Here is a 23,425-nt window from a genome sequence, read left to right on the forward strand (position 1 = left end):
CCATGGGACTGGAAGAGAAGCTGCCGAGCGGCTTTCTGCTGACCACCGTCGAACAGGCCGCGGGATGGGTGCGCAAGGCGTCCGTCTTCCCGGCCACCTTCGGCCTGGCCTGCTGCGCCATCGAGATGATGACGACCGGAGCGGGCCGGTACGACCTGGCCCGCTTCGGCATGGAGGTCTTCCGCGGATCCCCGCGCCAGGCCGACCTGATGATCGTGGCGGGCCGGGTCAGCCAGAAGATGGCGCCGGTGCTGCGGCAGGTGTACGACCAGATGCCCGCTCCCAAGTGGGTCATCTCTATGGGTGTTTGTGCGTCTTCGGGCGGAATGTTCAACAACTACGCGATCGTCCAGGGCGTCGACCACATCGTCCCCGTGGACATCTACCTGCCCGGCTGCCCGCCCCGCCCCGAGATGCTGCTGGACGCGATCCTCAAGCTCCACCAGAAGATCCAGGGATCGAAGCTCGGCGTGAACCGGGAAGAGGCGGCCCGCGAGGCGGAGGAGGCGGCCCTCAAGGCGCTCCCCACCATTGAGATGAAGGGGCTCCTGCGGTGAGCGAGGACCCGGCCGTGCAGAACGGCCCCCATGCCGGCGACGGCGACAACGTGCCCGCGCCCCGGGGCGCGGCCGGCCCCGAGGTGATCGGCGTCCGCAAGGGCATGTTCGGCGCCTCGGGCGGCGGCGACACCAGCGGCTACGGCGGCCTCGTGCGGACCGTGGCCCTGCCCGGCGCGAGCGCCCGCCCGTACGGCTCGTACTTCGACGAGGTCGTCGACGAGCTGGAAGGGGCGCTGGAGGAGCAGGACCTCGTCCCGGAGAACGCGATCGAGAAGGTCGTCGTCGACCGGGCGGAGCTGACCCTCCACATCGCGCGCGAGCACCTGCTCCTCGTCGCGAAGACCCTGCGCGACGACCCGGCACTGCGCTTCGAGCTCTGCACCGGTGTCAGCGGGGTGCACTTCCCCGACGACAAGGGCCGCGAGCTGCACGCCGTCTACCACCTGCGCTCGCTCACCCACGGCCGGATCGTGCGGCTGGAGGTCACCGCTCCGGACGCCGACCGGCACGTCCCCTCGATCGTCTCCGTCTACCCGACGAACGACTGGCACGAGCGCGAGACGTACGACTTCTTCGGCCTGATCTTCGACGGGCACCCGGCCCTCACCCGGATCATGATGCCGGACGACTGGCAGGGCTTCCCGCAGCGCAAGGACTACCCCCTCGGCGGCATCGCCATCGAGTACAAGGGCGCCCAGATCCCGGCTCCCGACCAGCGGAGGTCGTACAGCTGATGTCCACTTCGAATCACGCCTCCGCCAGGGAAACGACCGAGGGCACCGTCTACACCGTCACCGGCGGCGACTGGGACGAGATCGTCCAGTCGGCGGCCCGCGCCGACGACGAGCGGATCGTCGTCAACATGGGCCCCCAGCACCCCTCCACCCACGGAGTGCTCCGCCTGATCCTGGAGATCGACGGCGAGACGGTCACCGAGGCCCGCTGCGGCATCGGCTACCTCCACACCGGCATCGAGAAGAACCTCGAGTACCGGAACTGGACGCAGGGCACCACCTTCGTCACGCGCATGGACTACCTGACGCCGTTCTTCAACGAGACGGCGTACTGCCTGGGCGTCGAGAAGCTGCTCGGCATCACCGATCAGATCCCGGACCGCGCCACCGCCATCCGCGTCCTGCTGATGGAGCTCAACCGGCTCTCCTCCCACCTGGTGTGCATCGCCACCGGCGGCATGGAGCTGGGCGCGACCACGATCATGATCTACGGGTTCCGCGACCGCGAGCTGATCCTCGACGTGTTCGAGCTGATCACCGGCCTGCGCATGAACCACGCGTTCATCCGCCCCGGCGGCCTCGCGCAGGACCTGCCCCCGGGCGCCGTGGACCAGCTCCGCGAGTTCGTGAAGACCATGAAGAAGAACCTGCCGGAGTACGACAAGCTCGCCACCGGCAACCCCATCTTCAAGGCCCGCATGCAGGACGTCGGCTACCTCGACCTCACCGGCTGCATGGCGCTCGGCGCCACCGGCCCGATCCTGCGCTCCGCCGGCCTCCCGCACGACCTGCGCAAGACGGACCCGTACTGCGGCTACGAGAACTACGAGTTCGACGTGCCGACCACCGAGTCCTGCGACTCCTACGGGCGGTTCCTGATCCGCCTGGAGGAGATGCGCCAGTCCCTGCGGATCGTCGAGCAGTGCCTGGACCGGCTGGAGCCGGGCCCGGTCATGGTCGCCGACAAGAAGATCGCCTGGCCCGCGCAGCTCGCGATGGGCCCCGACGGCCTCGGCAACTCGCTCGACCACATCAAGCAGATCATGGGCACCTCCATGGAGTCCCTCATCCACCACTTCAAGCTGGTGACCGAGGGCTTCCGGGTACCGGCCGGCCAGGCCTACGCGGCCGTGGAGTCGCCCAAGGGCGAGCTCGGCGTGCACGTCGTCTCCGACGGCGGAACCCGCCCCTACCGGGTCCACTTCCGCGACCCGTCCTTCACCAACCTGCAGGCCATGGCGGCGATGTGCGAGGGCGGCCAGGTCGCCGACGTCATCGTGGCCGTCGCCTCCATCGACCCCGTGATGGGAGGCGTCGACCGATGACAGCCAATCAGCCCGTATCAGGGGTGAGCCTGGGCATGCCCCAGCTTCCGGCACCCGACTTCCCGGCCGACGTGCGCGCCCGGCTGGAAGCGGACGCGAAGGAGGTCATCGCCCGCTACCCCGACAGCCGCTCCGCCCTGCTGCCGCTGCTCCACCTCATCCAGTCCGAGGAGGGCTACGTCTCGCGCACCGGCATCCGGTTCTGCGCCGAGGTGCTGGGCCTGACGACCGCCGAGGTCACGGCCGTGGCGACCTTCTACACGATGTACCGGCGCAAGCCCTCCGGGGACTACCAGGTCGGGGTGTGCACGAACACCCTGTGCGCGGTCATGGGCGGCGACGCCATCTTCGAGGAGCTCAAGGAGCACCTCGGGGTCGGCAACAACGAGACCACCCCCGACGGCAAGGTCACCCTCGAACACATCGAGTGCAACGCGGCCTGCGACTACGCCCCCGTGGTGATGGTCAACTGGGAGTTCTTCGACAACCAGACCCCCGAGTCCGCCAAGGCCATGGTGGACGACCTGCTGGCCGGCCGCACCGTGGAGCCGACCCGGGGCGCGCCGCTGTGCACGTACAAGGAGACCGCGCGGATCCTGGCGGGCTTCCCCGACGAGCGCGAGGGCGCGGTCGAGGCCAGCGGCGGCGCGGGTCACGCGTCCCTGATCGGCCTGCGCATCGCGCGCGGCGAAGCCCCGCACACCCCGATCGTGCACCCGCGCGGCGAGGCCACCATCGAGGGAGGGGAGTGATGACCGTGTCCACCGAACTGAGTAAGAACGGAACGAGTCCGGAGAAGCTCCTCGCGCCCGTCCTGTCGGCGTTCTGGGACGAGCCGCAGTCGTGGACGCTGGAGACCTACCGGCGCCACGAGGGCTACGAGGGCCTGCGCAAGGCGCTCGCCATGACCCCGGACGACCTCATCGCCTACGTCAAGGACTCCGGTCTGCGCGGACGCGGCGGCGCCGGCTTCCCCACCGGAATGAAGTGGCAGTTCATCCCGCAGGGCGACGGCAAGCCGCACTACCTCGTCGTGAACGCGGACGAGTCGGAGCCGGGAACCTGCAAGGACATCCCCCTCCTCTTCGCGAACCCGCACTCCCTCATCGAGGGAATGATCATCGCCTGCTACGCGATCCGCTCGGAGCACGCCTTCATCTACCTGCGCGGTGAGACCGTGCCGGTCCTGCGGCGCCTGCACGAGGCGGTGCGCGAGGCGTACGAGGCCGGCTACCTCGGTGAAAACATCCTCGGGAGCGGGCTGAAGCTCGACATCACCGTGCACGCGGGGGCGGGCGCCTACATCTGCGGCGAGGAAACGGCCCTTCTGGACTCCCTCGAAGGCCGCCGCGGCCAGCCCCGGCTGCGTCCCCCCTTCCCCGCGGTCGAGGGGCTCTACGCCTGCCCCACTGTCGTGAACAACGTGGAGTCCATCGCCTCGGTTCCCGCGATCCTGAACAAGGGCAAGGACTGGTTCAAGTCGATGGGGACCGAGAAGTCCCCCGGCTTCACCCTCTACTCGCTCTCCGGGCACGTCGTCGGCCCCGGCCAGTACGAGGCCCCGCTCGGGATCACCCTGCGCCAGCTCCTCGACATGAGCGGCGGCATGCGCCCCGGGCACCGGCTGAAGTTCTGGACCCCGGGCGGCTCCTCCACGCCGATGTTCACCGAGGAGCACCTCGACGTCCCCCTCGACTACGAGGGCGTCGGCGCGGCCGGCTCCATGCTCGGCACCAAGGCCCTCCAGTGCTTCGACGAGACGACCTGCGTGGTGCGGGCGGTGACCCGCTGGACCGAGTTCTACGCCCACGAGTCCTGCGGCAAGTGCACGCCCTGCCGCGAAGGCACGTACTGGCTGGTCCAGTTGCTCCGCGACATCGAAGCGGGCAACGGGGTCATGTCGGACCTCGACAAGCTGAACGACATCGCCGACAACATCAACGGCAAGTCGTTCTGCGCCCTCGGCGACGGCGCCGCCAGCCCCATCTTCTCCTCGCTCAAGTACTTCCGCGCGGAGTACGAGCAGCACATCACGGGCAAGGGCTGCCCCTTCGACCCCAAGAAGTCGACCCTCTGGGCCGACACGGAGGTGACCGCATGACCGTACTGCAACCGTCTAGCGGCTCCGCCGCGGGCCACAGCACCTCCGGCGGCGGGGAAGCGGCGGTCCCGCCCGTGGACCAGATCTCCCTGACCATCGACGGCATCGAACTGTCGGTGCCCAAGGGGACCCTGGTCATCCGGGCCGCCGAACAGCTCGGCATCGAGATCCCCCGGTTCTGCGACCACCCCCTCCTCTCCCCGGTCGGCGCCTGCCGCCAGTGCATCGTCGAGGTCGAGGGCCAGCGCAAGCCGATGGCCTCCTGCACCATCACCTGCACCGACGGCATGGTCGTCAAGACCCAGCTGACCTCCCCGGTCGCCGACAAGGCCCAGCGCGGGGTGATGGAGCTGCTGCTCATCAACCACCCGCTGGACTGCCCGGTCTGCGACAAGGGCGGCGAGTGCCCGCTGCAGAACCAGGCGATGTCCCACGGCAACGCCGAATCGCGTTTCGAAGGCAAGAAGCGCACCTACGAGAAGCCGGTACCGATCTCCACGCAGGTGCTGCTGGACCGCGAGCGGTGCGTGCTGTGCGCGCGCTGCACCCGCTTCTCCAACGAGATCGCCGGCGACCCGATGATCGAGCTGCTGGAACGCGGCGCGCTCCAGCAGGTCGGCATCGGCGAGGGCGACCCCTTCGAGTCGTACTTCTCCGGCAACACCATCCAGATCTGCCCGGTCGGCGCCCTCACCTCGGCCGCCTACCGCTTCCGCTCCCGCCCCTTCGACCTGGTCTCCTCCCCGAGCGTGTGCGAGCACTGCGCGGGCGGCTGCGCGACGCGCACCGACCACCGCCGCGGCAAGGTGCTGCGCCGGATGGCCGCGGAGGACCCCGAGGTCAACGAGGAGTGGATCTGCGACAAGGGCCGCTTCGGGTTCCGCTACGCGCAGCGCCCCGACCGGCTCACCACCCCGCTGGTGCGCGGCGCCGACGGGATCCTGGCCCCGGCCAGCTGGCCCGAGGCCCTGGAGGCCGCGGCCAACGGGCTCGCCGCCGCGCGCGGCCGGGCCGGAGTGCTGACCGGCGGCCGGCTCACCGTCGAGGACGCCTACGCGTACGCCAAGTTCGCCCGCGTCGTGCTCGACACCAACGACATCGACTTCCGGGCCCGCGTGCACAGCGCGGAGGAGACCGAGTTCCTGGCCGCCTCCGTCGCGGGCATCGGCAAGGACCTCGACGGGCACGGCGTCACCAACACCTCGCTGGAGGCGGCCCCGGCCGTGCTCCTCGTCGGCATCGAGGCCGAGGAGGAGGCCCCCGGGGTCTTCCTGCGGCTGCGCAAGGCCCACCGCAAGCACAAGCAGCGGACCTTCGCCCTCGCCCCGTTCGCCACGCGCGGCCTGCAGAAGGCGGGCGGCACCCTGCTGGCCGCCGCCCCCGGCACCGAGCCCGAGTGGCTGAACGCACTGGCCTCCGACACCGGCTTGGAGGACGGCGGCCAGGCCGCCTCCGACGCGCTGCGCCTGCCCGGCGCGGTCATCGTCGTGGGGGAGCGCCTCGCGGGCGTGCCCGGCGCGCTGACCGCGGCCGTACGGGTCGCGGGCGCCACCGGCGCCACCCTGGTGTGGATCCCGCGCCGGGCCGGAGAGCGGGCCGCCGTCGAGGCGGGCGCGCTGCCGTCCCTGCTGCCGGGCGCCCGTCCCGCCACCGACCCGCGGGCCCGCGACGAGGTCGCCACCGCCTGGGGCCTGGACGAGCTGCCGCACCGCTACGGCCGCGACACCGGCCAGATCGTCGAGGCCGCCGCCGGACGCGAACTGTCCGCCCTGCTGGTCGCGGGCGTCGAGCTCGCCGACCTGCCGGACCCGGCCCGCGCCAGGATCGCGCTCCAGGAGGCCTTCGTGGTCTCCCTGGAACTGCGGCCCGGCGAGGTCACCGACCACGCGGACGTGGTGTTCCCCGTCGCGGCCGTCGCCGAGAAGGCGGGCGCGTTCATCAACTGGGAGGGCAGGGTCCGGCCGTTCGAGGCCGCGCTCAAGCCCGAGCAGATGACCCGGCGCCTCGCCCCCGCCGACTCCCGCGTGCTGCACATGCTGGCCGACGCGGCCGATCGCCCGATCGCGCTGCCCGACGTACACGCCGTACGGCGGGAGATCGACCGGCTCGGCCCGTGGGCCGGGGAGCGTGCCGCCGGACAGTCCGGAGACAGGGAGCTGCTGCCCCGTCCCGGCGCGGGCGAGGCCGTCCTCGCCGGTCACCGGCTCCTCCTCGACCAGGGGCTGCTGCAGGACGGCGACGAGGCCCTGGCCGGCACCCGGCACGAGGCCAGCGCCCGCCTGTCGGCCGCCACGGCCGCCGAGACCGGCGTCAAGAACGGCGACGTCCTCGCGGTGACCGGCCCCGCCGGCTCCGTGGAACTGCCGCTGCGCGTCACCGAGATGCCCGACCGGGTGGTCTGGCTCCCGATGAACTCCACCGGCTCCGGGGTCCTCGCCGACACCGGATCCCGCCCGGGGGCCCTGGTCCGCATCGGCCCGGCCACCCCCGCCGACACCAGCGACTCCCCTGCGGAGGTGGGCGCGTGAACACCGTTCAGATCGCCGCCGAAGACCTCTCCCTGTTCGGCAGGGACGTCTGGTGGCTCGTCGTCGTCAAGGCGGTGTTCTGCTTCGCCTTCCTGATGGTGACCGTGCTCTTCTCCATCGTGTGGGAGCGCAAGGTCGTCGCCTGGATGCAGCTGCGCATCGGCCCCAACCGGCACGGCCCCTGGGGCATGCTCCAGTCGCTCGCCGACGGCGTGAAGCTCATGCTCAAGGAAGACCTGATCGTCAAGCGGGCCGACAAGGTCGTCTACGTCCTCGCCCCGATCATCGCGGCGATCCCGGCCTTCATGGCCATCGCGGTGATCCCCTTCGGCCCCGCGGGCAACGAGGTCTCCATCTTCGGCCAGCGCACCACGATGCAGCTGACCGACCTGCCCATCGCGATGCTCTACATCCTCGCGGTGGCCTCGGTCGGCATCTACGGCATCGTCCTGGCGGGCTGGTCGTCGGGCTCCACGTACCCGCTCCTCGGCGGCCTGCGCTCCTGCGCGCAGATGATCTCCTACGAGATCGCGATGGGCGCGGCCTTCGCCTCGGTCTTCCTCTACTCCGGGTCGATGTCGACCTCGGCGATCGTCGAAGCCCAGGCGGACCGCTGGTACATCATCCTGCTGCCGGTCTCCTTCATCATCTACGTCATCACGATGGTCGGCGAGACGAACCGCGCCCCCTTCGACATGCCGGAGTCCGAGGGCGACCTGGTCGGCGGCTTCAACACCGAGTACTCCTCGATCAAGTTCGCGCTGTTCATGCTCGCCGAGTACGTCAACATGGTCACCGTCTCCGCGGTCTCCGTCACCCTCTTCCTGGGCGGCTGGCGGGCCCCGGCGCCGATCTCCACGTACTGGGAGGGCGCGAACCACGGCTGGTGGCCGATGCTCTGGTTCGTCCTCAAGGTCCAGCTGCTGCTGTTCTTCTTCATCTGGCTGCGCGGCACGCTCCCGCGCGTGCGCTACGACCAGCTGATGAAGCTCGGCTGGAAGGTGCTGATCCCGGTCTCCGTGGTGTGGCTGATGTTGGTCGCCACCGTCCGGGCGCTGCGCAACGAGAACTACGACTTCCAGGAGATCGTGCTCTACGTCGGCGGCGGGGTCATCGCGCTCCTGCTGCTGTCCTTCGTCGCGGACCTGTTCCGCGACAAGAAGGAGAAGACGGCCCTCGCGGACGCCGAAGTGGCCGCGGCGGCCGCACCCTTCGACCCACTGGCGGGCGGGTTCCCCGTGCCGCCCAAGCCCGGCCAGCACCTGGCACCCGTACCGCGCAGGCGGCCCCGCAGTGAGCGGGAGCTCATTGTCAGTGGCGCGGCGAATACTGACAGTGACCGAGAGGAGGGTGCTGAGAATGTCTGACAAGTCTGACGCCGAGCAGGGCGAGAAGTGGCAGAACCCGGTGGCCGGCTTCGGCGTGACCTTCAAGGCCATGTTCAAGAAGCGCCTCACCGAGCAGTACCCGGAGCAGGAAAAGACCACCGCACCCCGCTTCCACGGGCGGCACCAGCTCAACCGCCACCCGGACGGTCTGGAGAAGTGCATCGGGTGCGAGCTGTGCGCCTGGGCCTGTCCCGCCGACGCGATCTACGTGGAGGGCGCGGACAACACCGAGGAGGAGCGCTACTCCCCGGGTGAGCGGTACGGCGCCGTCTACCAGATCAACTACGCCCGCTGCATCCTGTGCGGGCTGTGCGTCGAGGCGTGCCCGACCCGGGCACTGACCATGACGAACGAGTTCGAACTGGCCGACTCCAGCCGCGAAGCGCTCATCTACACCAAGGAGCAGCTGCTCTCCGGGCTCACCGAGGGCATGGTCGAGGCTCCGCACTCGATCTTCCCCGGCACCGACGACTCGGACTACTACCGCGGGCTGGTGACCGGGGCGGCTCCCGGCACGGTCCGCCAGGTGGCCGTCTCCAAGGGCGAGGTCGCGGACAACAGCTCCGAGGGGGTGGGGGCATGAGCGCCCTCGCCGCAGCCGCCACGCTCACCTCCTCCGGTGAGGCGGTGCAGTTCTGGGTCCTCGGCACGGTCGCCGTCATCGGCGCGCTGGCCACGATCCTGATGAAGAAGGCCATGCACAGCGCACTGAGCCTGGCCGGGACGATGATCATCCTGGCGGTCTTCTACCTCGCCAACGGGGCGTACTTCCTCGGCATCGTCCAGGTCGTCGTCTACACCGGCGCGATCATGATGCTCTTCCTCTTCATCGTCATGCTCGTCGGCGTCACCGCCGCGGACTCGCTGACCGAGACCATCAAGGGGCAGCGCTGGCTGGCCGCCCTGTGCGGACTCGGCTTCGGCATCCTGCTCATCGCGGGCATCGGCAACGCCAAGCTCACCCACTTCAACGGACTCGGCCGGATCAACTCCGGCGGCCACGTCGAAGGCCTGGCCACGCTGATCTTCACCAAGTACGTGTTCGCCTTCGAGATCACCGGCGCCCTGCTGATCACGGCGGCCGTCGGCGCGATGGTGCTCACCCACCGCGAGCGCACCGAGCGCGCCGCCACCCAGCGTGAGCTCGCCGAGCGCCGCGTACGCGAGGGCGTCCAGCTCCCGCCGCTGCCCGCACCCGGCGTCTACGCCCGGCACAACGCCGTGGACGTCGCGGGCCTGCTGCCGGACGGCACCCCCTCCGAGCTCACCGTCAACCAGACGCTGCGCTCCCGCGGCCAGATCAGGGACGTCTCCGGCAAGGCCCTGGACGACCTGAAGGCCCTGGAGCAGCGGTCGTCCGAGCGGCTCGGCCGTGAGGAGGCCTCGAAGTGAACCCGGTCAACTACCTGTACCTGTCCGCGCTGCTGTTCACCATCGGTGCGGCGGGCGTCCTGATCCGGAAGAACGCGATCGTGCTGTTCATGTGCGTCGAGCTCATGCTCAACGCCTGCAACCTCGCCTTCGTCACCTTCTCCCGGATGCACGGCAACCTCGACGGCCAGATCATCGCGTTCTTCACGATGGTCGTCGCCGCCGCCGAGGTCGTGGTGGGCCTCGCGATCATCGTGTCGCTGTTCCGTACCCGCCACTCGGCCTCGGTCGACGACGCCAGCCTGATGAAGCTGTAAGGGGTCGCTGTGGAGAACATGATCGCGCTGCTGGTAGCAGCGCCCCTGCTCGGAGCGGTGGTGCTGCTCTGCGGCGGCCGCCGCCTCGACAAGACCGGCCACTGGATCGGCACCCTGCTCGCCGCCGTCTCCTTCGGCATCGGCCTCACCCTGTTCGCCAGGATGCTCGCCCAGCCGGTCGATGACCGGACCTTCCACCAGCGGCTGTTCAGCTGGATCCCGGTGGAGGGCTTCCAGGCCGACGTCGGCTTCCAGCTCGACCAGCTGTCGATGACCTTCGTCCTGCTGATCTCCGGGGTGGGCACGCTCATCCACGTGTACTCCATCGGGTACATGGAGCACGACGAGCGCCGCCGCCGCTTCTTCGGCTACCTCAACCTCTTCGTCGCCGCGATGCTGCTCCTGGTCATCGCCGACAACTACCTCCTGCTGTACGTCGGCTGGGAGGGCGTGGGCCTCGCCTCGTACCTCCTCATCGGCTTCTGGCAGCACAAGCCCAGCGCGGCCACCGCCGCGAAGAAGGCCTTCCTGGTCAACCGGGTCGGCGACATGGGCCTTTCGATCGCCATCATGCTGATGTTCACCACCTTCGGCACCTTCGCCTTCGGCCCGGTCCTCGGCTCGGTGTCCGAGGCCGGCGAGGGCAAGCTGACGGCGATCGCCCTGATGCTGCTGCTCGCCGCGTGCGGCAAGTCGGCCCAGGTACCGCTGCAGTCCTGGCTCGGCGACGCGATGGAGGGCCCGACCCCGGTCTCGGCCCTCATCCACGCGGCGACCATGGTCACCGCCGGCGTCTACCTGATCGTCCGCTCGGGAGCCATCTTCAACGGGGCGCCGGACGCGCAGACCGCGGTGGTCGTGGTCGGCGCCGTCACGCTCCTCTTCGGTGCGATCGTCGGTTGCGCCAAGGACGACATCAAGAAGGCCCTCGCCGGCTCGACGATGTCGCAGATCGGCTACATGATCCTGGCGGCCGGCCTCGGCCCCATCGGGTACGTGTTCGCGATCATGCACCTGGTCACGCACGGGTTCTTCAAGGCGGGCCTCTTCCTCGGCGCCGGTTCCGTGATGCACGGGATGAACGACGAGGTCGACATGCGCAAGTACGGCGGCCTGCGGAAGTACATGCCGGTGACCTTCGTGACCTTCGGTCTCGGGTACCTCGCCATCATCGGCTTCCCGGGCCTGTCGGGCTTCTTCTCCAAGGACCTGATCATCGAGGCCGCCTTCGCGAAGGGCGGCACCCAGGGCTGGATCCTCGGCGGGGTGACCCTGCTCGGCGCGGCGATCACCGCGTTCTACATGACCCGCGTCATGATCCTCACCTTCTTCGGCGAGAAGCGCTGGCAGCCGGCGCCGGACCCGGCCACGACCCCCGGTGTCGAGCCGGGCGCCGATGCGCACCCCGGCGAGCTCCCCCACCCGCACGAGTCCCCGAAGTCCATGACCATCCCGATGATCGTCCTGGCCTTCGGCTCGGTCTTCGCGGGCGGGTTCTTCGCGATCGGCGAGCGGTTCCTGAACTGGCTGGAGCCCGTCACCGGGTACGAGCACGGTCACCCGCCGGTCAGCGCGCTGACGGTGACGCTGGCCACCATGGTGGTCCTCGTCCTCGGTGTCGCCCTCGCCTGGGCGATGTACGGCAGGAAGCCCGTCCCGGTCGTCGCCCCGCGCGGCTCGCTCCTCACCCGGGCGGCCCGGCGGGACCTCTACCAGGACGACTTCAACCACGTGGTCCTGGTCCGCGGCGGGGAGCACCTGACCCGCTCCCTCGTCTACGTCGACCACAGCCTGGTCGACGGCGTGGTCAACGGGACGGCCGCCGGAGTCGGCGGGTTGTCGGGCCGGCTGCGCAAGCTGCAGAACGGCTACGCCCGCAGCTACGCGGTCTCGATGTTCGGGGGCACGGCGATCCTGATCGCCGCGACCCTGCTGATGAGGGCGGTGTGAGATGAGTTTCCCGCTTCTGACGGTGACGGCCGCGGTCCCCGCGGTCGGTGCGATCCTGACGGCGGCCGTCCCGGCCGCCCGCCGGACCGCCGCCAAATGGCTCGCCCTGTTCTTCTCGCTGGCCACCCTGGCCCTGGCCGTGCTCGTCGCGGTCCGCTTCGAGCCCGGTGGCGACCGCTACCAGCTCACCGAATCGCGCTCCTGGATCGCCGACTTCGGCGTCCGCTACGAACTGGGCGTCGACGGCATCGGGGTGGTGCTCATCGCACTCACCGCGCTACTCATCCCCTTCGTGATCGCGGCCGGCTGGCACGACGCCGACCCCCTGGAGACGCACTCTTCGCGCTGGCGGCCGACCCAGGGCTTCTTCGCCCTGATCCTGCTGGTCGAGGCGATGGTGATCATCTCCTTTGAGGCCACCGACGTCTTCCTCTTCTACATCTTCTTCGAAGCCATGCTCATCCCGATGTACTTCCTCATCGGCGGCTTCGGGGACCGGGCACACTCCGGGTCGGACGAGAACGCGGCCGCGCAGCGCTCGTACGCGGCGGTCAAGTTCCTCCTCTACAACCTGGTCGGCGGCCTCATCATGCTGGCCGCCGTCATCGGGCTGTACGTCGTCGCCGGGAACTTCTCCCTCCAGGAGATCGCCGCCGCCCGCGCCGCGGGCACGCTCGACATGGCGACCAACACCGAGCGGTGGCTGTTCCTCGGCTTCTTCTTCGCCTTCGCGGTGAAGGCACCGCTCTGGCCGCTGCACACCTGGCTGCCGAACGCGATGGGCGAGGCCACCGCCCCGGTCGCCGTCCTGATCACCGCCGTCGTCGACAAGGTCGGCACCTTCGCGATGCTGCGCTTCTGCCTCGGGCTCTTCCCCGAGGCCAGCAAGTGGGCCACGCCGGTGATCCTGGTCCTGGCCCTGATCAGCATCGTCTACGGCGCGCTGGTCGCGGTCGGCCAGCGGGACATCAAGCGGCTGGTGGCGTACGCCTCCATCTCGCACTTCGGCTTCATCATCCTGGGCATCTTCGCGATGACCTCCCAGGGCCAGTCGGGCGCGACGCTGTACATGGTCAACCACGGGCTCTCGACGGCGGCGCTCATGCTGGTCGCCGGCTTCCTGATCTCGCGGCGCGGCTCCCGGCTCATCGCCGACTACGGCGGCGTGCAGAAGGTGGCCCCGGTCCTGGCCGGCACCTTCCTGATCGGCGGCCTGGCCACCCTCTCGCTCCCCGGCCTCGCCCCGTTCGTCAGCGAGTTCCTGGTCCTGGTCGGCACGTTCGCCCGGTACCCGGTCGTCGGCATCATCGCCACCTTCGGCATCGTGCTGGCGGCGCTCTACACGCTGGTCCTCTACCAGCGCACCATGACCGGCCCGGTCAAGGAGGAGGTCCGCACCATGCCGGACCTGCGCCTGCGGGAGGTCCTGGTGGTCGCCCCGCTGATCGCGCTGCTGATCGGACTGGGCGTTTACCCGAAGGTCCTGACCGACATCGTCAACCCGGCGGTGAAGCACACCATGTCGGACGTCAAGCAGACGGACCCGAAGCCCGAGGTGGCTGTCGAAGCCAAGAACGGGGAGGAGTCGAAGTGAGCACCGTGACTGCTGCCCAGAACCTGCTGCCGACCCTGGCGGCCGCGGCGCCGATCGACAAGATCCCGGCCCCGCAGATCGAGTACGCCCAGCTGTCGCCCACGCTCATCGTGCTGGGCGCGGCGATCATCGGAGTCCTCGTCGAGGCCTTCGTACCGCGCAAGGCCCGTTACTACACGCAGGTGTTCCTCGCCGTCGCCGCGCTGGCCTCGGCCTTCGCGGCGGTCGTCGGACTCGCCGCCGGCGGGTACGGCAGCTCCAAGGCGCACATCGCGGCCATGGGCGCCATCGCCGTCGACGGCCCGGCGCTCTTCCTGCAGGGCACCATCATCCTGGCCTCGGTCGTGGCGATCTTCACCTTCGCCGAGCGGCGCCTGGACCCGGCCGCCCACGGCAACCGGGTGGACTCCTTCGCCGCACAGGCGGCGTCCGTACCGGGCAGCGAGAGCGAGAAGGAAGCCGTCAAGGCGGGCTTCACCACCACCGAGGTCTTCCCGCTCGCGCTGTTCGCGGTCGCCGGCATGCTGATCTTCCCCGCGGCCAACGACCTGCTGACGCTGTTCGTGGCCCTGGAGGTCTTCTCCCTCCCGCTGTACCTGCTCTGCGCCCTCGCCCGCCGCCAGCGGCTGATGTCGCAGGAGGCGGCCGTCAAGTACTTCCTGCTCGGCGCCTTCTCCTCCGCCTTCCTCCTCTTCGGCATCGCACTCGTCTACGGGTACGCGGGCTCGGTCTCCTACGCGGCGATCGCGGAGGTCGTCGACGGCACCGTGGCGAACATCGACCCGGCGCTCGCCGACACCATGGGCAACGACGCGCTGCTGCTGATCGGCGGCGCACTGATCCTGACGGGCCTGCTCTTCAAGGTCGGCGCGGTCCCCTTCCACATGTGGACCCCGGACGTCTACCAGGGCGCCCCCACCCCGGTCACCGGCTTCATGGCGGCGGCGACGAAGGTGGCGGCGTTCGGCGCCCTCCTGCGCCTGCTGTACGTCGTCCTCCCGGGCCTGCGGTGGGACTGGCGTCCGGTCATGTGGGGCGTCGCGATCGTCACGATGCTGGCCGGTGCGGTCATCGCGGTCACCCAGACCGACGTCAAGCGGCTCCTCGCCTACTCCTCGATCGCGCACGCGGGCTTCATCCTGGCCGGTGTGATCGCCACCTCGGCGGAGGGCATCCAGTCCGTCCTCTTCTACCTGGCCGCGTACTCCTTCGTGACGATCGGCGCCTTCGCGGTGGTCACGCTGGTGCGCGACGCGGGCGGCGAGGCCACGCACCTGTCCAAGTGGGCCGGGCTGGGCCGTCGTTCGCCGCTGACGGCGGCGGTCTTCGCGGTCTTCCTGCTCGCCTTCGCGGGCATCCCGCTGACCTCCGGTTTCTCCGGCAAGTTCGCCGTGTTCAAGGCGGCGGCGGAGGGCGGCGCGGGAGCGCTGGTCGTGGTCGGTGTCATCTCGTCCGCGATCGCCGCGTTCTTCTACATCCGGGTGATCGTCCTGATGTTCTTCAGCGAGCCGAAGGCGGACGGCCCCACCGTCGCCGTCCCGTCCCCGCTGACGATGACGACGATCGCGGTGGGCGTCGCGGTCACGGTGGTGCTGGGCGTGGCCCCGCAGTACTTCCTGGACCTGGCGGGGAGCGCGAGCACGTTCGTGCGCTGACCGTACGGAGTACGGCCGAGGGCCCGGCTTCCTCTTTCGGGGGAGCCGGGCCCTTCGGCGTACCCGGTACCGGGGTCAGTGGGGATGGGGTGCGGGCGGGCTGGTCTTCGGGCAGGTCAGGGCGGGGTTCCAGTTGTGGAAGCGGCCCGCCGGGTTGTCCTCGTACGCCCACATGTGCAGGTCGTAGTGCTTGGGCATGCCCGTCCAGTGGCCCGGCATCGGCCCGTCGAAGGGCAGGCCGAACATGCTCGGCCGGTCGTCGGTGGTCTTCAGGTCCTGGTCCCGGTCGGTGGACATCCACTCCACCGTCTGGAGTTTGCGGCGGCCGTTCGCGTCCTTCTCGCTGCTGTAGAGCAGGGCGGCCGGCTTGCTCGGGTCCGTCGAACCCCAGTTGGCCTGCTTGACGTAGTGGTAGCCCATGGTGCCGACCCCGAACGGGTTGGTCATGCACTCCGTGCCGTGCGGTACGTATCCGTCCTTGAGGGCCTGCCGCTCGTCCACGTACTTGGCCGTCACCCGGATGGCCGTGGCCATGTCCCGCATCGCCCGCGCGTTCGTCGGATCGGGGGCCGGCCCGTCCACACCGTGGGCGGGAGCGACCGCGGCCAGGCCGAGGGATATGGCGGCCACGCAGGTCAGGACGGCCTTGCGGGGGCGGAGTGACATCGGTGCTCCTGCCGTTCGGGGGCTTTGGTCCACCCACCATCCCGGCGTGGCGGCGGGCCTGCACGCGGCGCGCCTCCGAACGGGGGGTTCGGAGCGGACGGTTCAGGCCGGACGGGTGGTCCGGCGGCCGGCCGCGCGTCCCCCACCTGCGGCACCCGCGTCGGGGCGCAGCCCCCGGACCCGTGCGCCTGGGACAGCGGCGGGGCGGTAAAGGCCGCTGGACTTCGAACCGTGTGTGTGAGACTCCCTCTGAATGATCACTCGGGGGGAGTTCCGCGTTGAACGAGCTGTTGAAGAGGGTGTGGATCGGGCTGGCCACGGCCTTGATCGTGAGTCTGGCCGCCGTGGTCCTGCCGGACCACCTCCAGATAGACGACGACGGGCACGTCCACCTGGGCGCGCCCGTGCCCACGCCGTACCCGTCCACGGCGGAGCCCGCACCGGAGTCCACGTCACCACCCCTCACACGGGACGCCGTGGACGAGGCGATCGGGACCGCGGTCAGCGCGGCGGGTCTCGACCCGGAGCAGGGCCGCCCGGCCGTCGCGGCCGGCGTCGACGCGAACAGGACGGGCTGGGCGGTCGTCCGCGAGAAGGCCGCCGCGGAGTCGGAGATGAAGGCGATCTGCGCCGACCTGGAGCGCCAGGGCTGGACGTTGAACCGGAACCCGAACGGAGACCGCCCCGACGCCCCCCGCAGCTACAAGCGCGGGGGCTGGTACCTGCTGGTGAGCACGCGCGGGAAGAGCCAGGCGCCGTCCACCACCTCCACCGTGTCCGACGCGCAGACCTCCCTGACGCTGACCGGGATCCAGCTGAACCTTTCCGACATACCGCTTCCCGAGATCACCTTCAGCATCGGCTGACCCCTCCGTCCTACGGGCGGGCGGCGTATGCGCGCACGTCTGCGTCGGGGTCGTGGACGGCCGTGGCGAGGGCGGCGACGGCCGCCGCGGCGGGCCGGTGCGCGCGCAGGGACAGCACCGCCGCCTTGCGGACGTCCGCGTTCGGGTCGGACAGCGCGCGGGCCAGCTCCGGCACCGCCAGCCCCGCCGGGGCGGAGGACAGCCCGGCGGCGGCTCCCGCGCGGACCTGCCACGCCGGGTCGGTGAGGGCCGGCACCGCCGCGGCCGCGTGGCCGCCCGTGGCGGCGACGGCGGTCAGGGCCGCGGCCCTGACCAGCACGTCGGGGTCCGCGAGGAGCGGGGCCAGCGCGGCGCCCGCCCGCAGGGTGCCCAGGGCCTTGGCGACCGTCACGCGGACCTCCCGCGAGGGGTCGCCGACGGCCGAAGCCACCAGAGCCACCGCGTCCACCGAGACCAGTGCCCGCACCGCCTGGATCCGTACGTCCACGTCCGCGTCCCGCAGGGACCGCTCGTACAGGCCGGGCTCCCCGAGCCGCAGGACGCGTAGGGCTTCGAGTGCCGCCGAGCGGACCGCCGGATCCGCCACCGCGAGGCCCGCCCGCAGGGCCGCGCCCAGGGCGGGCTCGGGCTCGAGCACCTCCAGCAGTTCGCGCAGTGCGGCCGCCGCGGCCGCGCGGACCGCCGGGTCGGGGTCGGCCAGCCGTGCCCCGAGGGCGGGACCGGCGCCCGCCGGGACGGTTTCGCCGAGCACCGCCACCGCCGTGGCGCGGACCGCCGGGTCGGGGTCGTCGAGGTAGGGGAGGAGGGCGTGCAGGCCCGGGGCCTCCTCCGCCAGGGAGAGGAGCTCCAGGATCCGGGGTGAGCCCGGCCCGGATCCGGTGTCCCGGCCGGCCGGCGCGGGGGCCGCCGCCGGGCCGTCGCCGCCCGCCGGGGCCACGCCGACCAGTTCGACCTCGCCCAGGTGCCGGGAGGGCCCGCCCGTCGGGGTGAACTCCGCGACCGGCACCAAGTAGGGGTCGACCGGGCGCGCCGTGAACTCCATCGCCCCCGAAGGTGACTTGCGCAGGTCCAGGTGGTGCAGCCAGCTCGCGTCATCGCGCTCGGGGTGGTCGAGGCGCTCGTGGTACAGCCCCCAGCGGGACTCCGTACGGGCGAGCGAGGCCCGCGCCGCCATCTCCGCGCAGTCCCGGATGAAGGAGACCTCCGCGCAGCGCATCAGCTCGTGCGGGGTCGTGGCACCCATCTCGCCGATCTCCCTCTCCATCCGGGTGAAGGCCTCCACGGCGAGCGACAGCTTCGCGCCCGTCTTGGGCGGGGCCACGTAGTCGTTCACGAACCGGCGCAGCTTGTACTCCACCTGCGGCTGCGGTGGCCCGTCCGGGTGGCGCAGCGGCCGGTAGATCAGCTCGTGGGCGGCGGCGAGCTGCTCGGTGGGCAACTCCCCTTCGTAAGGCCGGTACTGGGCGGCATCGGCCCCCGCCAGGTCGCCGAAGACGAAGGCGCCGATCATGTAGTTGTGCGGTACGGAGGCCAGGTCCCCGGCCGCGTACAGCCGGGGCACGGTGGTGCGGGCGTGGTCGTCGACGCGTACGCCGGAGGCCGAGTGGCCGCCGCACAGGCCGATCTCCGAGATGTGCATCTCGATGTCGTGCGTGCGGTAGTCGTGGCCGCGGTTGGCGTGGAAGGTGCCGCGCGTCGGCCGTTCGGTGGTGTGCAGAATCGATTCGACGGCGGCGACGGTCTCCTCGGGGAGGTGGCTGAGCTTCAGGTACACCGGGCCCCGGTCGGAGGCGAGTTCGGCGGCGAACTCCGACATCATCTGCCCCGACCAGTAGTCGGAGTCGACGAACCGCTCGCCGTGCCGGTTGACCTGGTAGCCGCCGAAGGGGTTCGCGACGTACGCACAGGCCGGGCCGTTGTAGTCCTTGATCAGCGGGTTGATCTGGAAGCACTCGATGCCGGTGAGCGCGGCGCCCGCGTGGTAGGCCATCGCATAGCCGTCCCCGGCGTTGGTGGGGTTCTCGTACGTCCCGTACAGATACCCGGAGGCGGGCAGCCCGAGGCGCCCGCACGGTCCCGTCGCGAGGATGACGGCCCCGGCCCGCACGGTCACGAAGGCACCGGTACGCGTGTTGAAGGCGGCCGCGCCGATCGCCCGGCCGTCCTCGGGGTCGGTCAGCACGCGGACGGGCATGACCCGGTTCTCGATCCGGATCAGCTCGCGCATCTCACGGCGGCGCAACTGCCGGTACAGCACCTTCTTGACGTCCTTGCCCTCCGGCATGGGCAGCACGTACGAGCCGGAGCGGTGGACCTGGCGGACGGCGTACTCGCCGTGCTCGTCCTTCTCGAACTTCACGCCGTACGACTCCAGGCGCCGCACCATGCCGAACCCGCGGGTCGCCGTCTGGCGGACCGTGGACTGGTCGACGATGCCGTCGTTGGCGCGGGTGATCTCGGCGACGTAGTCGTCGGGCTCGGCGCGGCCCGGGATGACGGCGTTGTTGACCCCGTCCATGCCCATGGCGAGGGCGCCGGAATGCCGTACGTGCGCCTTCTCCAGGAGCAGCACCCGCGCACCGGCCTCGGCGGCGGTCAGCGCCGCCATCGTGCCGGCGGTGCCGCCGCCGATGACGAGGACGTCGCAGGTCAGTTCCTCGGCGTCGGCGATCGCGGGGAGGTCCATGGGAGGCCTTTCAGAGGGAGTCGAGGATCCGGCGGCGCAGTGCGGAACGGTCCGCCGTTCGCGAGCGGGGGTGCGGTACGTCGATCAGCTCGCCGGTGGCGAGGAGCGCGACGCGGTCGCCGAGGTGGAGGGCCTCGTCCACGTCGTGGGTGACGAAGACGACGGTGGCGCCGCTGCCGGCGAGGACGGTGACGAGGAGGTCCTGCATCTCGGCGCGGGTCTGGGCGTCGAGCGCGCCGAAGGGTTCGTCCATGAGGACGGCGCGGGGCGCGGCCGCGAGGGCGCGGGCCAGCTGGACGCGCTGGCGCTGGCCGCCGCTGAGCTGGTGCGGGTGCTTGTGGGCGTGGTCGGCGAGGCCTACCCGGGTCAGCCAGTCGGTGGCGGTGCGCCGTCGCTCGGCGCGGGTGGCTCCGCGGATGGCCAGGGGGAGTTCGACGTTGGCGCGGACGGTGCGCCAGGGGAGGAGGGCGTCGTCCTGGAAGACCAGGGCCCGGTCGGCGTGCGGGCCCGTGACCGGGGTGCCGTCCTGGGTGACGGTGCCGGCGAGTGGGGGCAGGAGCCCGGCGAGGGTGCGGAGCAGGGTGGACTTGCCGCAGCCGGAGGGGCCGACGACGGCGAGAACCTCGCCTCCGCCGACGGTCAGGTCGACGCTGTCGAGGACCGGGGCGGCGGTGGCGGGGTGGCCCAGGCGGGCGGCCTTGAGGTGGAGGGTGGCGCCGGTGGGGGGTGGGGCGGGGGTGAGGATGTCTGTGGACACGGAGTCCTTCCTTTCCTTCCATTGGTCCCCGGGTGGGGGGTGGTGGGTGCGGTGCGGCTGCTGGGCCCTGCGGGGCGAAGTCCCCGACCCGCCCTTCGCCCGTTCCCCGGGCGCTGCCCGGACCCGCGCCTCAAACGCCGGCGGGGCTGGGGATACCACCGGGCTGCGCCCGGACCCGGTCCTCAAGCGCCGGACGGGCTGAAAACAAGGCCCCGGGCTGCGCCCGGACCCCTGGGGCTCCGCCCCAGACCCCGGTCCTCAAACGCCGGACGGCTGAAAGACCAAACCCCGGCGGAGCTGAAGGCCCACCCGTCGACGGAGCTGAAGGCCCACCCGTCGGCGGAGCTGAGAAGCCCACCCGTCGGCGGGGCAGGAGAGGGGGCCCGGGCCGGGGACGGGGGCGGGGTGGGGTGTTGGCCTGGACGTAAAGCGTGATTTGTGGCGCAGGTGCACGCCGCGCCCTGTCGGAGCAGAGCAGAGGGCGCCTAAATCATGCAGTCCAGGCCGACACCCCACCCCGCTCCCGGCACCGGCCCACCCACGCAGCCACAGCCACGCCGGCCACAACCCAGCCCCGCCGGCGTTTGAGGCGCAGGGGCCCGGGGACTGGTCCCCGGCAACGGCGCCGCACCATCACGTGCCCGGCGCGCCGGGAACATCCAGCCTCGCCGGCGTGTGAGGCGCAGGGGCCAGGCGGCCGGTCCCCGGCAGGGGACCCGCGCGGGGGCGCCGACGCGCCGGGGCCGACACGGCGCGGGACGGGAGCCAGCCGGTCAGGTGGCGGCCCGTGCGTTCGACCGCCGTCGAGGTGAGCCAGCCCAGGGCGCCGATCGTGGCCATGCCGACGAAGACCCCGGGGTAGTCCACGACGGTGTAGTCCTGCCAGGTGCGGTAGCCGACCCCGTACTCACCCGAGATCATCTCGGCGGAGATCACGCAGATCCAGGACACCCCGATCCCGACCGAGAGCCCGCCGAAGATGCCCGGGAGGGCTCCCGGGAGGACCACCGAGAAGAGGATCCGGGCGCGGCTGCCGCCCATCGTCAGGACGGCCTCCTCCCAGACCGGGGACAGCGCGGACACCGCGTGCCGGGTGGAGACGAGGACAGGGAAGAAGGCCGCCGCGCAGGTGATGAAGACGATCCCCTGCTCGTTGGTCGGGAAGAGCAGGATGGCCACCGGGACCAGCGCGATCGCCGGGATCGGGCGCAGGACTTCGAGGACCGGCCCCAGCAGGTCCGCCGCGATCCGGGACCGGGCGATCGCCGTGCCCGCCGCCACCCCCAGGAGGGCCGCCAGCGCGAAGCCCGTCACGATGCGCCGCAGGCTGAAGCCGAGGTCCTGCCAGTAGGGGCCGGTCGTCGCCCGGTCCGCGAACGTCGAGGCCACCTCGCCCACGGTCGGGAACTGCTCGAAGCGGAGCCACAGGTTGACGTCGAGGGAGGTCAGGAGCTGCCAGGCGGCCAGGGCCGCGGCGAGCGAAGCCAGCCGCAGCAGCCGGCGACGGGCCGTCATGACGCGAGGGCCCCGGCCCCGGCGGAGGCGGAGGCCCCCGCGGAGGCGAAGGCGGAGGCTTCGGCGAAGGAAACGATCCGCGCCCCGGACCCCCCGCGCTGCTCCGCGTACGCCTTCGCACCCGACGGGGTGACGAACGCCCGCAGTTCGGAGCCCTCCGCCACCCAGACCGCCTTGTCGGCGAACCAGAGCGTGCCCGTCACCGCGTCCGGGACGTAGGCCGCCCGGACTCCGCCCGGGCCCGCCGCCGCGAGCGCCTTCAGCAGGGCCGCCGGGGTCTCGAAGGTCTGGGTGCGGTTGCCGTCCTTCAGCCACAGCTCCGGGCGGGCCGGCGCGGCCGCCGGGTAGTCCTGGGTGCCCGCCGTGGCGCGCCGCAGCGGCTCCGGGTCGACGAAGGCGTCCACGTCGACGGAGTCCACGAGCTTCGCCGCCTTGAGGACGGGCACGTCCTCCTTCAGCGCCGCCAGCAGCTCGGGGCGCAGGGCGGGGTCGAAGGTCGCGATGCCGTTGGCCCCGTTGTAGAGGTACACGACCTCTGCGGGCAGTCCGGTCTCCTTGGCCACCGACTCGGCCGCCGTGACCGGCTGGGTGCGCAGGTACTCGGTCGCCTTGCGCTGGGCGCGCAGGAAGTCCTCCAGGACGGCGGGGCGTTCGGCCGCGAACTTCTCGCGGACCGTGACCCCGTGGAAGGTCGGCAGGTTCAGTTCGGCCCCGTCGTACAGGGCCTTGGCCCGTCCCTCGAAGGCCAGTTGGCCCGGCCAGGCGACGAACTGTGACAGGGCGTCGGCGCTGCCCGCCTGGAGGGCCGAAGCGCCCACGCTGGGCTGCTGGTTGAGCTTCTCGATGCCCTTCTCGGGGTCGATTCCGGCGCGCTGCAGGGCCCGTACGAGGGTCCCGTCGGCGGCCGAACCGACCGAGGTGGACACCTTCTTGCCCCGCAGGTCGGCGAGCGACTCCAGCTTCGAACCGGGGGCGGTGACCACGGTGTTGAGGCCGCCGCGCAGGTTGTAGCCGGTGACGGAGACGAGATGGGTGGGCTGCTTCAGCTCCTTGCCGCGCGCCGCGTTGATGAGGAGGGGGAAGTCGCCCATCGAGCCGATGTCGATCTTCCCGGCGGTCATCTGGGCGGTGATCGGGGCGCCGGTGGCGTAGTCCTGCCAGTCGACCTTGTAGGTGACCCCGTCCTTCTTGCCGCGCGCCGCGAGCTCCTGTTCGAAGTATCCGAGGGAGCGCAGGAGCGTACCGGCGGTGACGGTGTTGATGGTCTTGGACTGGTAGCCGACGGTCACGGTGACCGTCTTGGAGCCGCCGTCCGCACCGGAGGCGCCGCCGCCGCACGCGGTGGCCAGCGGGAGGCTCAGCAGGAGGACGGGAGCGAGGGCTTTCGTCTGCGTACGCATCGTGGGAGGGCC

At 71.1% G+C, this 23,425-nt stretch carries 19 protein-coding genes; 14 read left to right on the plus strand and 5 right to left on the minus strand.

Features of this window, described 5'->3' with window-relative positions:
• Positions 1 to 2: 2 nt before the first annotated feature.
• From AC3IYI_RS23640 to nuoN, 13 genes are read left to right on the plus strand one after another with little or no spacing between them, the layout of a single operon-like run.
• Positions 3 to 557: a NuoB/complex I 20 kDa subunit family protein gene (locus AC3IYI_RS23640; RefSeq protein WP_328300246.1), complete on the plus strand. Its 555-nt coding sequence runs from the start codon at positions 3 to 5 to the stop codon at positions 555 to 557.
• A complete protein-coding gene (locus tag AC3IYI_RS23645; protein WP_489405649.1) occupies positions 554 to 1,294 on the plus strand; it encodes an NADH-quinone oxidoreductase subunit C in 741 nt (246 codons plus the stop codon). Before AC3IYI_RS23640 ends, AC3IYI_RS23645 begins: the two co-directional genes overlap by 4 nt.
• Positions 1,294 to 2,619, plus strand: coding sequence for an NADH-quinone oxidoreductase subunit D (locus AC3IYI_RS23650; RefSeq protein WP_489405650.1), 1,326 nt, complete (start codon positions 1,294 to 1,296; stop codon positions 2,617 to 2,619). The genes AC3IYI_RS23645 and AC3IYI_RS23650 overlap by 1 nt, the downstream gene beginning before the upstream one ends.
• Complete coding sequence (nuoE, locus tag AC3IYI_RS23655) at positions 2,616 to 3,371, plus strand: NADH-quinone oxidoreductase subunit NuoE (protein ID WP_489405651.1); 756 nt, start codon at positions 2,616 to 2,618, stop codon at positions 3,369 to 3,371. The genes AC3IYI_RS23650 and nuoE overlap by 4 nt, the downstream gene beginning before the upstream one ends.
• Positions 3,371 to 4,720, plus strand: a complete 1,350-nt coding sequence (gene nuoF / locus AC3IYI_RS23660; protein WP_489405652.1) for an NADH-quinone oxidoreductase subunit NuoF — start codon at positions 3,371 to 3,373, stop codon at positions 4,718 to 4,720. The genes nuoE and nuoF overlap by 1 nt, the downstream gene beginning before the upstream one ends.
• Positions 4,717 to 7,248 carry an NADH-quinone oxidoreductase subunit G gene (locus tag AC3IYI_RS23665; protein WP_489405653.1) on the plus strand — a complete coding sequence of 844 codons (2,532 nt, stop codon included), beginning with the start codon at positions 4,717 to 4,719 and terminating at the stop codon, positions 7,246 to 7,248. Before nuoF ends, AC3IYI_RS23665 begins: the two co-directional genes overlap by 4 nt.
• Positions 7,245 to 8,615 (plus strand): NADH-quinone oxidoreductase subunit NuoH, encoded by a 1,371-nt coding sequence (gene nuoH / locus AC3IYI_RS23670; RefSeq protein WP_489405654.1) that lies wholly within the window; start codon positions 7,245 to 7,247, stop codon positions 8,613 to 8,615. Before AC3IYI_RS23665 ends, nuoH begins: the two co-directional genes overlap by 4 nt.
• Positions 8,608 to 9,219 carry an NADH-quinone oxidoreductase subunit NuoI gene (gene nuoI / locus AC3IYI_RS23675; RefSeq protein WP_489405655.1) on the plus strand — a complete coding sequence of 204 codons (612 nt, stop codon included), beginning with the start codon at positions 8,608 to 8,610 and terminating at the stop codon, positions 9,217 to 9,219. Before nuoH ends, nuoI begins: the two co-directional genes overlap by 8 nt.
• Positions 9,216 to 10,028 carry an NADH-quinone oxidoreductase subunit J gene (locus AC3IYI_RS23680; protein ID WP_489405656.1) on the plus strand — a complete coding sequence of 271 codons (813 nt, stop codon included), beginning with the start codon at positions 9,216 to 9,218 and terminating at the stop codon, positions 10,026 to 10,028. Before nuoI ends, AC3IYI_RS23680 begins: the two co-directional genes overlap by 4 nt.
• Positions 10,025 to 10,324 carry an NADH-quinone oxidoreductase subunit NuoK gene (gene nuoK / locus AC3IYI_RS23685; protein ID WP_112449176.1) on the plus strand — a complete coding sequence of 100 codons (300 nt, stop codon included), beginning with the start codon at positions 10,025 to 10,027 and terminating at the stop codon, positions 10,322 to 10,324. The genes AC3IYI_RS23680 and nuoK overlap by 4 nt, the downstream gene beginning before the upstream one ends.
• 9 nt (positions 10,325 to 10,333) lie before the next feature.
• The gene (nuoL, locus tag AC3IYI_RS23690) at positions 10,334 to 12,274 is read left to right on the plus strand and encodes an NADH-quinone oxidoreductase subunit L (RefSeq protein ID WP_489405657.1); all 1,941 of its coding nucleotides are present in this window, start codon (positions 10,334 to 10,336) and stop codon (positions 12,272 to 12,274) included.
• Position 12,275: 1 nt separating this feature from the next.
• Complete coding sequence (locus AC3IYI_RS23695; protein WP_489405658.1) at positions 12,276 to 13,868, plus strand: NADH-quinone oxidoreductase subunit M; 1,593 nt, start codon at positions 12,276 to 12,278, stop codon at positions 13,866 to 13,868.
• 35 nt (positions 13,869 to 13,903) lie between these two features.
• Complete coding sequence (gene nuoN, locus AC3IYI_RS23700; protein WP_489411636.1) at positions 13,904 to 15,523, plus strand: NADH-quinone oxidoreductase subunit NuoN; 1,620 nt, start codon at positions 13,904 to 13,906, stop codon at positions 15,521 to 15,523.
• A gap of 75 nt (positions 15,524 to 15,598) precedes the next feature.
• Here the strand turns inward: nuoN and AC3IYI_RS23705 are convergent, their stop codons facing one another.
• Positions 15,599 to 16,189 (minus strand): hypothetical protein, encoded by a 591-nt coding sequence (locus AC3IYI_RS23705; protein ID WP_489405659.1) that lies wholly within the window; start codon positions 16,187 to 16,189, stop codon positions 15,599 to 15,601.
• A gap of 278 nt (positions 16,190 to 16,467) precedes the next feature.
• On the opposite strand from AC3IYI_RS23705, the gene AC3IYI_RS23710 reads away from it, so the two are divergent.
• Complete coding sequence (locus tag AC3IYI_RS23710; protein ID WP_489405660.1) at positions 16,468 to 17,055, plus strand: hypothetical protein; 588 nt, start codon at positions 16,468 to 16,470, stop codon at positions 17,053 to 17,055.
• A 10-nt stretch (positions 17,056 to 17,065) separates the two neighbouring features.
• Here AC3IYI_RS23710 and AC3IYI_RS23715 read toward each other — a convergent pair whose 3' ends face one another.
• The 4 genes from AC3IYI_RS23715 to AC3IYI_RS23730 form a co-directional block, all read right to left on the minus strand.
• A complete protein-coding gene (locus tag AC3IYI_RS23715) occupies positions 17,066 to 19,741 on the minus strand; it encodes a fumarate reductase/succinate dehydrogenase flavoprotein subunit (protein ID WP_489405661.1) in 2,676 nt (891 codons plus the stop codon).
• 10 nt (positions 19,742 to 19,751) lie between these two features.
• The gene (locus AC3IYI_RS23720; RefSeq protein WP_489405662.1) at positions 19,752 to 20,498 is read right to left on the minus strand and encodes an ABC transporter ATP-binding protein; all 747 of its coding nucleotides are present in this window, start codon (positions 20,496 to 20,498) and stop codon (positions 19,752 to 19,754) included.
• Positions 20,499 to 21,131: 633 nt separating this feature from the next.
• Positions 21,132 to 22,013: an ABC transporter permease gene (locus AC3IYI_RS23725; RefSeq protein ID WP_489405663.1), complete on the minus strand. Its 882-nt coding sequence runs from the start codon at positions 22,011 to 22,013 to the stop codon at positions 21,132 to 21,134.
• On the minus strand, positions 22,010 to 23,413 hold the full coding sequence (locus AC3IYI_RS23730; protein ID WP_489405664.1) for an ABC transporter substrate-binding protein: 1,404 nt from the start codon (positions 23,411 to 23,413) through the stop codon (positions 22,010 to 22,012). The genes AC3IYI_RS23725 and AC3IYI_RS23730 overlap by 4 nt, the downstream gene beginning before the upstream one ends.
• Between the last annotated feature and the right edge of the window lie 12 nt (positions 23,414 to 23,425).

The sequence above is a fragment of the Streptomyces sp. GL_148 genome, from assembly GCF_057834205.1.

Bases quoted from the DNA above. Each gene is read 5' to 3' on its own strand.
- AC3IYI_RS23640 (WP_328300246.1), top strand. From the start codon at position 3: ATGGGACTGGAAGAGAAGCTGCCGAGCGGCTTTCTGCTGACCACCGTC.
- AC3IYI_RS23650 (WP_489405650.1), top strand. From the start codon at position 1,294: ATGTCCACTTCGAATCACGCCTCCGCCAGGGAAACGACCGAGGGCACC.
- nuoE (WP_489405651.1), top strand. From the start codon at position 2,616: ATGACAGCCAATCAGCCCGTATCAGGGGTGAGCCTGGGCATGCCCCAG.
- nuoF (WP_489405652.1), top strand. From the start codon at position 3,371: ATGACCGTGTCCACCGAACTGAGTAAGAACGGAACGAGTCCGGAGAAG.
- AC3IYI_RS23665 (WP_489405653.1), top strand. From the start codon at position 4,717: ATGACCGTACTGCAACCGTCTAGCGGCTCCGCCGCGGGCCACAGCACC.
- nuoI (WP_489405655.1), top strand. From the start codon at position 8,608: ATGTCTGACAAGTCTGACGCCGAGCAGGGCGAGAAGTGGCAGAACCCG.
- AC3IYI_RS23680 (WP_489405656.1), top strand. From the start codon at position 9,216: ATGAGCGCCCTCGCCGCAGCCGCCACGCTCACCTCCTCCGGTGAGGCG.
- AC3IYI_RS23695 (WP_489405658.1), top strand. From the start codon at position 12,276: ATGAGTTTCCCGCTTCTGACGGTGACGGCCGCGGTCCCCGCGGTCGGT.
- AC3IYI_RS23705 (WP_489405659.1), bottom strand. From the start codon at position 16,189: ATGTCACTCCGCCCCCGCAAGGCCGTCCTGACCTGCGTGGCCGCCATA.
- AC3IYI_RS23715 (WP_489405661.1), bottom strand. From the start codon at position 19,741: ATGGACCTCCCCGCGATCGCCGACGCCGAGGAACTGACCTGCGACGTC.
- AC3IYI_RS23725 (WP_489405663.1), bottom strand. From the start codon at position 22,013: ATGACGGCCCGTCGCCGGCTGCTGCGGCTGGCTTCGCTCGCCGCGGCC.
- AC3IYI_RS23730 (WP_489405664.1), bottom strand. From the start codon at position 23,413: ATGCGTACGCAGACGAAAGCCCTCGCTCCCGTCCTCCTGCTGAGCCTC.